Here is an 11,607-nt window from a genome sequence, read left to right as displayed (position 1 = left end):
GACCGAAGTGGTCAACTTGGCCCCCAGCACCTTCTGGACCGCGCCCTTGAGGACGTGCACCGCTGTGTGCGTCCGCACCTCTTCGCTCAACTAGAGCCTCGTCGCTATCTTGTAGAAGTCAGTGAGCTTTGTCTCCAGCCCGTACCTCGTCTCGTTGCTCCGCATGTACCAGAAGATCGACAGTAGTGTGGGCCACATCTTCACCATGCTGAACCTGCCATCTATCTTGGCCTTGATGAACTCGTAAACCTTGGCGTACATCGCGAAGTGGTCCAGGACCACCCTCCTGTACTCTTCCCTGTCTCCAAGGTGCTCAACGAAGATGTTTGCGCACTGCATCGACGGTATGATTCCTTCTCCGAGCATCGGGTACACTGTACCGATGGACTCGCCAACGCCCACGACCTTGCCGTCGAAGAACGGCTCACAGAGCTTCGGGGGCGTGACCCTCACCGGCCGCCCAATCCTCCTCACGACCTCGCACTTGTACTTCCTCACGAACTCGTCCAGCTCTCCCCTGTACCTGCCTCTAAGGTCCCCGGCCCCAACGTGAGCAGTTCCATCCCCGAGGGGAAAGTACCACCAGTAGCCAGTAATCCCCGGGTACGGCCTTATCACGAAATCGTCATACGGGAGCTCCTTGGACTTCACCTGGTACTCGAGCGACGGGATCAAAATGTCCTCCTTCAGTTTCGGCAGCAGCGACCTGTGGAGCCCAGTCGCGTCCACGACCATGTCGAAGCCATCGAAGTGGCCGTCCTGCTCCGTGATGTGTTCTTCCCAGTGGATGTTCTTCCCCTCGATCATGTCGTGGGTCAGCTTGTGCTTGTCGTATGTCACGAGTCCCTTGAGTTTAATCTCCAGCTGCTCGTCTCCGAGGTCGACAATCATCTTCTTCCCCCTGTGCAGCACGTAGTCGTCGAAGTTGAACCCGGCCTTCCTGACCAAATCCCTGATGAAGGGTTCGCTCGTCCCCCACGCGCAGACTGTGTACCAGTTCTGCTGAGACCTCATCTCGAAGGCCTCCACTTTGTGCTCCGGTGGGATGCGGTTCAACAGGTACGCGCCGGCGACGCCCGTGCCCACAACTGCTATCTTCAAGCTTGGGGCCAAGCATGCCTCTCTCGCTTTTTTACTTGTCGATTAGGGCTCTCTGTAATCGCCGTTTGGCCTAACTTCAGAAGGCCAGTCATGCTCCCTCAGGACCGGAGACTTGGTGAGATTTGTCGAAATCTGGCACGGCTAGCTCGAGCCGTCTTACGCACTTTGCAGCCCAACTCTTCACACACCAAAGCGCGCGTTTTGTCTAAGGTATGGATAAGATGCACATCTGATTAGGTAACACCACGGCGCCTAACCCACTTCTGGGACATGGCGTTCTGGGTAGCCCAGGTAAAGCTGGCGAGGGCGTGCAATCTTTTGCTCAGGATCGAGGAGGCCTTCCTGCCACTGGGCCAACCAACCAGACATCCTGGGTATGGCGAAGAGAACCGGGAACATGTCAACTGGGAAGCCCATGGCCTGGTAGATGATTCCAGAGTAAAAGTCCACGTTCGGGTAGAGCTTTCTCTTGATGAAATAATCGTCAGAGAGGGCGACCTTCTCCAACTCCAAGGCGATGTCAAGGAGAGGATTACGCCCAGTCACAGAGAAGACCTGCTCGGCAACCTTCTTTATGATGCGAGCCCGCGGGTCGTAGTTCTTGTAGACGCGGTGGCCAAATCCCATCAACAACCTCTTTCCTTCTTTCGCTTGGGCAATTACCCCCGGCACCTTCTCCTTCGACCCTATCTCCCGGAGCATCCTGATGACTTCCTCGTTGGCACCACCGTGCAGCGGGCCGTATAGGGCGGCGGCTGCTGCCGCAGAGGCTGAGTATGGGTCGGCGTGGGAGCTTCCTACGTTCCTCATCGCGTTCGCGCTGCAGTTCTGCTCATGATCGGCGTGAAGCGTAAAGAGAATGTCGAGCGCCTTCGCCAGAGTCTCGTCGGGCTCGTACCTAGTTGTCGGGGAAGGAGTGTACATCATTGAAAGGAAGTTGGCCGCGTAGGCCAAATCGTTGCTGGGGTAGATGTAAGACATCCCCCTAGAGAGCCTGTACGCGAAGGCCGCGAGCGTTGGAATCTTGGCTATCAATCTGTAGATTTGAAGTTGTCTGGACGGCTCATCGAAAATCATCTTTGCGTCAGGGTAGAAGGTGGAAAGGGCACCCAGAGTCCCGACAAGCATCCCCATCGGGTGTGCGTCGTAGTGGAAGCCATCCATGAATTTCTTTGTGTTCTCGTGGACCATTGTGTGGTATGTGATGTTGTGAACCCAGTTCTCTAGTTGGTTCTTTGTCGGGAGTTCGCCGTGAAGCACCAAGTACGCAACCTCCAGGTAGCTTCGCTTCTCGGCGAGTTCCTCGATTGGATAGCCCCTGTATCGCAGTATTCCGGCTTCGCCATCAATGTAGGTTATCTTACTCTTGCAGGAAGCGGTGTTCTGGAAGGAGGGGTCGTACGACAAAAGTCCGAAATCGCGCTCAGATGCCTTGATCTGGCGCAAGTCGAGAGCATTAATCGCCCCGCTCTGAATCTGCACGTTGTACTCTTTGCCAGTGCGATTGTCCCTGATCGTCAGCGTATCAGCCTTGGCCGACAAGGTTGACTTTGCACCATTTTGTTCCGCGGTGAGAGGGTGCACTTAAGCACCCCACGCGATTCTCACTGCTGAAAACCAGAGATCCCCTTCACCATCTTGCCGCAATCAGGGGAGCAACGCCGCTGCCGAGGGCGTAGCCAAAGGGAGCAGGTTCCGAGGTAACGACTGGCAAATCCCTCCACCCACCGAGGGGAAATCAGGTTCATGCGCAACCATGATGCGAACTTGTCCACAGGCGGGGGGATACTTCCATGCGTTAGGAACCGTTCAATATCCACCCGCTAGACTCTCCATGTTGTTGGGCCGCAATCCAACTAGGATAGGTTGTACGCTGAACCTTCAAATATCCTAAGAACCCAAGTAACCGAAGTAACTGCAGTTGGCCAAGTCGTCGCCCAAGTCGCGGACGTCAAAAGTGGTGAAGGTCTCCGACGAGACCCACTCCAAGCTCGCGGGAATGGCGAAGTGGGGCGAATCGATGGACGAGGTGATTGGGAGACTAACCACACAGGCGAAGGGCCTCGAGGACGTCATCGCTGGCCAGAGCTCTATCTGCTTCATCGACGGCCATGAAGGAAGACTGCTCTACCGCGGGTACGACATCGTGGACCTTGCATCAAAGTCGACATACGAGGAGGCAGCGTACCTGCTCTGGAATGGTCACCTCCCGACCGCAAGCGAACTGCGCTCGTTCTCCGCTGACCTCTCGTCCAAGAGGTCGATTCCGAAAGAGCTCGTCTCGATCCTGACGACGTTGCCGAGTAACTGCGACGCGATGGACGCCCTCCGCGTGGGCGTCGCGGCCCTGGGAATCTTCGACGACCCAATGTACCAGCAGCAGGAGAAGGCGGCTTCGATTGCGTCCAAGATTGGCACCATGGTCGCTGCAATCCACAGGCACAAGCACGACCAGCCCATCGTCGCGCCGAAGCCCGGCCTGGGCTACGCCTCCAACTTCCTCTACATGGTCACGGGCAGGGAGCCTCATGAGGAGGATGCCAGGCTGATGGACGTCCTGCTCATACTCCACGCCGACCACGAGCTGAACGCCTCGACGTTCACTGCCAGGGTGATAGCGTCGACCCTCTCGGACGTCTATTCAGCGGTAACAGGTGCCGTCGGCGCACTGAAAGGGCCGCTCCACGGCGGGGCGAACGAGAAGGTCGTCGAGATGACCGAGGAGATAGGCACTGCAGACAAGGCCGAGGCTTACATTTCGGAGAAGTTCGCGCACAAGCAGAAAATCACGGGTTTCGGGCACAGGGTCTACAAGACGATGGACCCCAGGGCCAGGATCCTCAAGGACATGGCGCACAGGTTCGTCCAGACAGACAAGGAGAAGCAGGCCCTCAAGATTCTGGAGAAGGTCGAGGAGATGATGCGGAAGGAGAAGTCGCTCTACCCCAACGTCGACCTTTACTCGGGCCTGGCGCTGAACCACATCGGCATCCCGAGCTACCTCTTCACCCCAGTCTTCGCCGTTGGAAGGGCGCCGGGCTGGCTTGCGCACGTCCTTGAGCAGTACTCGGACAACCGCATCATAAGGCCGAGGGCGGAATATGTCGGACCGAACAAGACGGAGTACGTGCCCATCGACAGACGGCCGCTCGTGGGGTCGACAAAGAGATGAGGGTCGAGGCGCTCATCAAGAGGAAGCCGGTCACGATAAGCAACAACGCGACGATCAAGCAGGCGGCGGAGGTCTTCACGAGAGAGAAGATTGGCCTCCTCGTCGTCGCCTCCTCGATAAGCCCCGTGAAGGCCTTGGCTGTCGTCTCCGAGAGAGACGTCGTCCGGGCGGTGGCCGCCGGGACGCCGCTCGGAAACCCGCTCCAGTCAATCGCGACGGCGAAGCTGGTGAGCGTAAAGAGGGGAGACAGGCCCTCCAAGGCAATCAAGCTGATGATGGAGAATGGAATACGCCACCTGATAGTCGAGAACGACGACGGCACCCTCTTCGGGGTCATCTCCATACGCGACTTCTTCAGGGAGCAGAGACTACTGCAGGGCCTGCTGAAGGACGAAGTCGAAGACGTCCACGGCGTCGATTGACCCCCGTAAACCCTAAATAGCGTGAACCGGTCTGCGAATTTTGCACTTGCTCTTCGGCGACATCGGCTCCGTCTTCATGATGGGTGTGGTCGGCGTCCTCTTCACTATGGTCGTCGTTATTGTCCCGAAGCTACTCGCTCCTAGGAGGCCGAACCCAATCAAGAACGCGCCGTTCGAGTGCGGCCAGGTTCCCGTCGGCGCTGGCAAGATGCACTTCATGATGCAGTACTACGCCTATCTCCTGATGTTCATAGTCTTCGACGTGATGGCGATGTTCCTGTACGCCTGGGCCGCCTCGTACCAGCCCCTGGCTCTGGGCGTCGCCTCCGACTGGACTCTGACCCTCTTCATGGGGATGCTCTTCATCCCCATGGGCTTCGCGCTCAACCTCGCAGGCAAGAGAGAGCTTTGGTAGAAGTGCAAAAGTCGGGGGCATTCCAAGTCCTCGTTGGCAAGCTGAACGACGTCGTCCAGTACGCGGTCGGCGACCCGATGCGGTACCTCGCCAACTGGGGAAGGCTCTATTCCCTCTGGCCGGTCCATCTTGAGACAGCCTGCTGCGTAACCCCTGATACTGTCATACTCGGCGACAACAAGCCCATTTCAGAGTACCGGCCGGGAGATGAAGTAACCGGCGTCAGTGGGCATGTAGGCGTTATGCAGACCTTCGATCGAGAGTACCATGGAAACCTCATTGAAGTTACCGGACGGGGTATGCTCCCGCTCCTGCTGACTCCCGAACATCCGGTCTTGACAATCGAGAGAGAGGTGCGTCATGGTAAGGGAACTTACCACGAGAGCAAGGCGTGGAAGAGCGCCGGAGAGTTAACCAGCTCGCCCGCTCTCAAGATGAATGGGCGCCACGTGTATCCGACGAAGTCCCATGATTGCGTATTGATACCACGTGTCAACGGATTCACTGACATCACCAGCATTGCACTGGATAGATATGCAACACCCCGCGGACTCGCGATCGTGAGGGGCCGCGGCTGGAACCCGCCTCTGGAGTTCCCAGTTTCTATCGATACTGCCTGGCTGCTTGGGATGTACACCGCTGAGGGCTGGTCTACAAAGGGCCATGACGTATTTTTCGCATTCGGTCATGAAGAACACTCCGTGATTCGGCGAGTCTCAAGGTTGGTGGAATCGCTAGGTTACACGCCATCGACCAAAGTAAGAGAAACAACCACCACGGTTAGATTCTCGTCAAGCGTACTTGCGCGTGCCTTCCGTGAATGGTGTGGCCATCTGGCAGAGAACAAGAAGATTCCAGACTTCATACTATATCACAAGAATCTTGATTTGCTCAGAGCGTTTGTGCGGGGCTACCTTGATGGTGATGGCGGCGAAATACGAGACAAAAGAGGGCCCGTATACGTCCGTGCGGACACCACTTCAAGAGTCCTTGCTTTGCAGGTTCAGCTGGCGTGCGCGAGGCTTGGCCAATTCGCTCGAATCTCCTTAGGGCGCCGGAGGGGCTCCTCAAAAATCTTGGGCAGAACTGTGAAGACGAACGATGTCTATACCATCTCGATGCTGACTTCGAAGAGAAGACAAGCAGATTTCAAAATCTCCGCTGACTTCGTCGCGGTCCCGATAAGGAGAATATCTCAGATAGAGTACTCGGGGCACGTAAGCAATCTCGAGACCACCGATAATACCTATCTGGTTTCGAACGCAGTTGTTCATAACTGCTCGGTAGAGGTGGGGGCGGCCGCAGGCTCGAGGTTCGACTTCGAGAGGTTCGGTGCCTTGGAAGCGTTCGGCTCACTCCGGGCATGCGACCTGATCATAGTTATGGGCACTGTAACCAGGAAGCTCGCACCCAGGCTGAAGCTGATCTACGACCAGATGGCCGACCCTAAGTGGGTTATCGCCATGGGCGCCTGCAGCATCACGGGCGGGCTCTACTTCGACTCCTACAACGTCCTCAGGGGCATAGACGACATCATCCCTGTGGACGTCTACGTCCCAGGCTGCCCTCCGAGGGCCGAGGCCCTCATCCAAGGCCTGGTGCTCCTGCAGGAGAAGATCAGGAGAGCTCCCAGCCTCAGCGGGGCGTGACCTCCCCGATGAGCCAGCCACCGTCTCCGAGTCCCCAAGCTCCCCCAGCGCAGCCGAAGCCAGAGCCTATCAGGGCGAAGGAGCTCGCCTCCAGGACGACGGCTAAGTTTCCTGACGTGAAGGTCGACTACACGAGGGAGAGAAGGCTCAAGATGACAGCTCCAGCGCCGAAAGCCAGCGACGTCGCAACCTTCGTCCGGGACGAACTCGGGTTCGACCACATCAGCACTGTGAGCGGCGTCGACTGGATAGCGAAGGATGAGTTCGAGATAATCTACTTCGTCGGGTCTTTCAGGCCTGGCTTCGAGGATTTCGTCGTCTGCCTCGCAGAGCGAGTCCCGCGCGGCAATCCCGTTGTCCAGACCCTGATCGGGGTGTGGGCCGGCGCGGAGTATCACGAGAGGGAGACGCACGAGATGTTCGGTATCAACTTCCAGGGCCATCCGAACCAGGGGCACCTGCTCCTTCCCGAGGACTGGAACGACCTGCCGCCGCTAAGGAAGGACTACGTCTCGCCTGGGAGATGAAGCGTTGACAATCCAGTCAGAGTATTCGCCCGACGCGGACAGGATAATGTCCGTCTCGCTCGGTCCCCAGCACCCGGGCGCGGGCCACTTCAGAATCAAGCTCTGGCTGGACGGCGACTACCTAGTCAGGGCAGAGCCCGACCCGGGCTACGTCCACAGGGGCGAGGAGAAGATGGGCGAGTACCGAAACTACATCCAGAACGTCCCGCACCTCGAGAGGCCAGTCATACTTGACAGCTCGAACATCCTGTTCGCGTACTCTCTCGGCGTCGACCAGCTGATGAACACGACCGTGCCCGTGAGGGGAGAGTACCTCAGGGTGATTATGTCCGAGTGCAACAGGATCATCTCCCACATGTACTTTCTCGGGATAATGGGCATCTTCACCGGCCACTCGACGATGACGACTTGGTGTATGGGGGACAGGGACTTTTGGATCGACGTGGCTGAGAGAATAGGCGGCGCGAGGGTCACGTTCGCCTACATCATCCCCGGGGGAGTCAGGAACGACATGCCCACAGGGCTCACCGAGAGGGGGCTGAAGACGTGCGACTGGTTCGAGAAGCGGATGGACGAATACGAGAAGATATTCCTGAAGAACCCGATCTTCCTCGAAAGGTCGGAGGGTGTGGGCGTGCTCTCGACGGAGGACGCGATCAGGCTCGGCGCGACCGGCACAGTGCTGAGGGCCTCCGGCGTCAGGCACGACCTGAGGAAGGACGAGCCGTACAGCGCCTACGACGACTTCGACTTCAAGGTCTCAGTCCTCGAGTCAGGCGACTCGTGGGCACGCTGTCAGGTGGCCCTCCTTGAGATGAGGGAGTCTGTCAAGATAATCCGCCAGGCCTTCAGGTCGATCCCGCCTGGCCCCGTCAGGGTAAAGATCGGGCCGCAGCCGAGGGTCCCCGCGGGGGAGGTATACTCGCGCACAGAGGCCGCGAGGGGCGAGATGAGCTACCACATAATCAGCGATGGCTCACCCAGGCCATACAGGCTCAAAATAGGGACGCCGAGCTTCAAGAACCTCGCGGCCCTCCCGCACCTCCTGAGGAACGTGCACGTGGCCGACATACCTGTCATATTCTGGTCGCTAAATTATTGGCCGGTCGAAGCGGACCGCTGAGCCTGTTCTAGGTTATATTCACTGTGATTAGGCATTTTCAGCCTTCTCTGGAGATATTAAGCGATTTTCTGGCCATCTCGACGTAATCATCTCTGTCCCTCCTGATCTGCTTCTTCAGTACTTCCCAATCACCTATCACTTGTTCCCGTTCAAGGTCTGTGGGTCGATATCCTAGACGAAGTGCTATCTCGACCTTGGCGGCCTTCTCAGGATGCCTCAAGGGGAGCGCCTTGAGAAGCTTTGAGACGTCTCCATAACGCCACAAAGTCAATCTCCAGATGAAGCCACTACCATTCTTCACTCCTCTCCTCGGGCTCTGCCGATTGCGTCTCAACGTTGGAGAGTATCCTTCCTCCGACAGGCGCGCAGAGATACTGCGCAGCAATCCTCTATTCGTGTTGGCGAGACTAAACTCGAAGGCTCCCCATCGCTTCTTCTTGTGCAAATAGACACTTCCTTCAGCATCGAAGAGCCCCGCCAAGAAGGCAAAGAATCTCTTCCTATCTTTAATCAACTTCGCGATACGTTCATCAAACTCGAGCAAGAATCGAAAACTGGCATCCAGGTCGCAATCAAGGCTCCATTCGTAAGGGGTGAGCCGACTGGGCCTTGGGTACTCGTACACCGGTCCGTATCTGGAGAAGACATCTCGGAAGAGACGTGTCATTGCGGGATGAGTTGTTCCCGTCTTGACGCGAATCGACCGACCATGCGTAGTGACGTAGAAGTCTCCTTTGGCAAGTCCAAGCAGGTATGCTTGGTCGAGGGTGGTGCCGTCAAAGCGATGTTTCTCATGCTTGGTCACCGCCTTGATTTGCGCTTCAACCTTGTCGCGGAGCTGCACCCCTCTCCGCTTCAGGTGGTAGAAGACTGTCACGGGGTCAAGCCTGCTTCCGGCAATCTGCCTGAGCGACTCTCCGCCATTGTACCTTCTAATCCAGTCCTCCACCATCTCCTCAGTCACCTTCCTGATGTGCTTCGCCCTGTCCCTCCTCTGGATTCGGTACTTCCGCAGGTAATACAGCACAAGCGTCTCATCAGACTTTGGGTTCGTGCCCTTCAGACCGTATGCATAGGCGATTTTCGCCGCCGAGAGCTTCCTCCCAACATACAACTGCTCAAGGTCTTCCTTCTTCGGCGGCCAGGCGAGCCCTCCGGACAATCTACATGAGAGTTCACTTGTGCTCTTAAGCGCCTTGGAGAAGTGTTGTCGCAGTCCGCAGAAATCTTATGCCGCCCCCTAGCGGCGGCTTGGAAGTCCTGCATCCAAGGTTATTAGCGGGCTGTCCCGCTGGCACACAGATAGTCGATGCTGACCGACTTGGTCGTCCTACTGGGCGCCCTTCTCGTAATCTGGGTCATCGCTTCTCTGCCCGCATACGTGGCAGGGAAGATTGTCACTGGCGGAAGGGCTACCCTCGGCGAGGCTATGGTCGCCACCCTTGGCGGGGTCATAGTCTACGGGCTGACTGTGGTGGCAGTCGCCTTCTTCCTCGGTGCCGTGATAGGGCCGACTGCGATAGTATGGGGTGGAATCCTCGGGTTCCTCGCGTTCTTGGGCGTCTACAAGTCATCCTTCCACACAGGCTGGCTGGGGGCGTTCGCCATCGCCGTGGTATCGGTCGTGGTGGCCCTTGTAGTCAACCTGATAGTCGGAGCCCTGTTCGGCGTCTCCTTCCCGGCCGCCCTCCCGCACCAGATCAACCTCTGATGACCCGCAAAGCGACAATCGAAAGTTAACCTCACTGTCAAGAGATATTGTCAGCTTGGGCTATGCCAGCATTACGCAGCCATCTGACGCAGAGAAAGCGTTGAGCAAGTTCACCAAGGAGTGGAAGGCCGAGGAGAAGGACGGCTTCGGCAAGAGGACGAGAGAAGCGGTCAAGGGCCCCAAGCCCATCCGTCCTCAGATACTGAGGGCGACGCAGCAGCTGACGGGCGAGGTCAACAGGCTGGACGCATCCATGAACAGGCTGAAGCAGAGGGAGAACTCAATCTTCAAGAAGACAGTCGCAGCGGTACAGGCACACGACCAAGAGTCGAGCAAGGCATATTCGAGCGAGCTGGCGGAGGTCCGCAAGATGACTAAGATTGTCACGCAGTCCAAGCTGGCGCTCGAGCAGATTACGACTAGGCTGCAGACCGTCACGGACATGGGCGACTTCGCACTCACGCTAGCGCCCGCGATAGGGGTCGTCAGGAACGTCAGGGCGACCCTCGGAGAGGCGATGCCCGACGCTCAGGGCGCACTCGGTGAGATCGGCTCCCAGCTCAACTCAATCATGGCCGACGTCGGCCAGATTACGGGGATGAACTTCTACACAGCAGAGTCGAGCGAAGAGGCGAACAAGATACTCGCAGAGGCGGCTGCTATAGCTGAGAAGAGGATGAGCGAGTCTCTTCCCGAAGTGCCGTCTTCAAGCGAGTCGATATTCTCAAGCGGTTAAGGAAGCTAGAGGCCGTTCGGTGCAAGCAGGGCGGTCTCCTTCCTCACTTCATGCCGGCGATGAACTGTTCCAGAGCAGCTCGAGGAACTGCTTGAAGTGGCTCGCTACCTGCGGGCTGTCTATCCAGCCGCACGCCGAGTAGTCGGGCAGGGAGATTAGAGCCATCTTGTCGTCGACAAGGAGGTCAACAGCCACCAGGTTGCCCTTCCTTAACTTGACGCCAGGCGGTAGAATGCCTGATGCCCCTCCGTCTCCAATGCACCTGACCTTCAGCCTCCTCTTTACCGCTAGACCCAGTAGGTTCAGCAGTCTTTCGTCGTTCAACCCCAATGTGGGAGTGACCAACACTACACTCTCCCTCGCTCCTGCAACCAACTCGTAGATCTTGGACAGGACCCTGTCTCTTCCCCTCAGCGTATAGACCAGCTCTGCCTCCTCGGCGGGTTCCGACCTGTAGACCCTATCTAGGGCATCGAAGGCCTCATCCATCTTGGAGGCCACCATCGACTTCACGCTCCCTGGTTTCCTAGCACGGTACGTCGCCGGCCTCCTCCTCACAAGCTCGACCCACCCCTTCGCCTCGAGCCTCTTGAGCGCCTCGTAGGCATTCGGGTGCGGAAGGCTGGCATCCTCGGCGACCCTCCTCGGGTCGGAGGGACCGAGCTTGACGAGCGACGCGTAGCATTTGGCCTCGTAACCCGTGAGGCCTACGCTCTTCAGCTCCTCAACAACTGCGTGCGGTTCCAAGCAG

General features: G+C 57.6%; 12 protein-coding genes. 8 read left to right on the top strand and 4 right to left on the bottom strand.

From position 1 onward, the window contains the following. Positions 1–90: 90 nt before the first annotated feature. Together LYZ69_09040 and LYZ69_09035 are read right to left on the bottom strand one after the other, a co-directional pair. Entirely contained in the window at positions 91–1,101 is a 1,011-nt protein-coding gene (locus LYZ69_09040) for an NAD(P)/FAD-dependent oxidoreductase (protein MDV3278588.1), read from the bottom strand. 252 nt (positions 1,102–1,353) lie between these two features. Next, entirely contained in the window at positions 1,354–2,643 is a 1,290-nt protein-coding gene (locus LYZ69_09035; GenBank protein ID MDV3278587.1) for a citrate synthase, read from the bottom strand. Between the two features lie 379 nt (positions 2,644–3,022). Between LYZ69_09035 and LYZ69_09030 the strand changes: the two genes are divergently transcribed. From LYZ69_09030 to LYZ69_09005, 6 genes are read left to right on the top strand one after another with little or no spacing between them, the layout of a single operon-like run. Next, entirely contained in the window at positions 3,023–4,273 is a 1,251-nt protein-coding gene (locus LYZ69_09030; protein ID MDV3278586.1) for a citrate synthase, read from the top strand. After that, positions 4,270–4,695 carry a CBS domain-containing protein gene (locus LYZ69_09025; GenBank protein ID MDV3278585.1) on the top strand — a complete coding sequence of 142 codons (426 nt, stop codon included), beginning with the start codon at positions 4,270–4,272 and terminating at the stop codon, positions 4,693–4,695. The genes LYZ69_09030 and LYZ69_09025 overlap by 4 nt, the downstream gene beginning before the upstream one ends. Before the next feature lie 46 nt (positions 4,696–4,741). Beyond that, positions 4,742–5,110 (top strand): NADH-quinone oxidoreductase subunit A, encoded by a 369-nt coding sequence (locus LYZ69_09020; protein ID MDV3278584.1) that lies wholly within the window; start codon positions 4,742–4,744, stop codon positions 5,108–5,110. Positions 5,111–5,112: 2 nt separating this feature from the next. After that, a complete protein-coding gene (gene nuoB, locus LYZ69_09015; GenBank protein MDV3278583.1) occupies positions 5,113–6,759 on the top strand; it encodes an NADH-quinone oxidoreductase subunit NuoB in 1,647 nt (548 codons plus the stop codon). An 8-nt stretch (positions 6,760–6,767) separates the two neighbouring features. After that, positions 6,768–7,286, top strand: coding sequence for an NADH-quinone oxidoreductase subunit C (locus LYZ69_09010; GenBank protein ID MDV3278582.1), 519 nt, complete (start codon positions 6,768–6,770; stop codon positions 7,284–7,286). Between the two features lie 4 nt (positions 7,287–7,290). Continuing rightward, a complete protein-coding gene (locus LYZ69_09005) occupies positions 7,291–8,409 on the top strand; it encodes an NADH-quinone oxidoreductase subunit D (GenBank protein MDV3278581.1) in 1,119 nt (372 codons plus the stop codon). A gap of 37 nt (positions 8,410–8,446) precedes the next feature. Here LYZ69_09005 and LYZ69_09000 read toward each other — a convergent pair whose 3' ends face one another. Next, positions 8,447–9,571, bottom strand: coding sequence for an LAGLIDADG family homing endonuclease (locus tag LYZ69_09000; GenBank protein ID MDV3278580.1), 1,125 nt, complete (start codon positions 9,569–9,571; stop codon positions 8,447–8,449). Between the two features lie 147 nt (positions 9,572–9,718). On the opposite strand from LYZ69_09000, the gene LYZ69_08995 reads away from it, so the two are divergent. Both LYZ69_08995 and LYZ69_08990 read left to right on the top strand, forming a co-directional pair. After that, positions 9,719–10,120 (top strand): hypothetical protein, encoded by a 402-nt coding sequence (locus LYZ69_08995; GenBank protein MDV3278579.1) that lies wholly within the window; start codon positions 9,719–9,721, stop codon positions 10,118–10,120. A gap of 100 nt (positions 10,121–10,220) precedes the next feature. After that, complete coding sequence (locus tag LYZ69_08990) at positions 10,221–10,856, top strand: hypothetical protein (protein MDV3278578.1); 636 nt, start codon at positions 10,221–10,223, stop codon at positions 10,854–10,856. Positions 10,857–10,904: 48 nt separating this feature from the next. Here LYZ69_08990 and LYZ69_08985 read toward each other — a convergent pair whose 3' ends face one another. After that, positions 10,905–11,603 (bottom strand): hypothetical protein, encoded by a 699-nt coding sequence (locus tag LYZ69_08985; GenBank protein ID MDV3278577.1) that lies wholly within the window; start codon positions 11,601–11,603, stop codon positions 10,905–10,907. Positions 11,604–11,607: the final 4 nt, after the last annotated feature.

It is taken from the genome of Nitrososphaerales archaeon, assembly GCA_032906765.1.
In the GTDB taxonomy this organism is placed as follows: Archaea; Thermoproteota; Nitrososphaeria; order Nitrososphaerales; family Gagatemarchaeaceae; genus DASPPF01.
This window is presented reverse-complemented; position numbering and strand designations above follow the sequence as displayed.

What these genes read in the sequence shown, in the direction of transcription:
- LYZ69_09025 (MDV3278585.1), top strand. Translation starts at nt 4,270, where the DNA reads ATGAGGGTCGAGGCGCTCATCAAGAGGAAGCCGGTCACGATAAGCAAC.
- LYZ69_09010 (MDV3278582.1), top strand. Translation starts at nt 6,768, where the DNA reads ATGAGCCAGCCACCGTCTCCGAGTCCCCAAGCTCCCCCAGCGCAGCCG.
- LYZ69_08995 (MDV3278579.1), top strand. Translation starts at nt 9,719, where the DNA reads ATGCTGACCGACTTGGTCGTCCTACTGGGCGCCCTTCTCGTAATCTGG.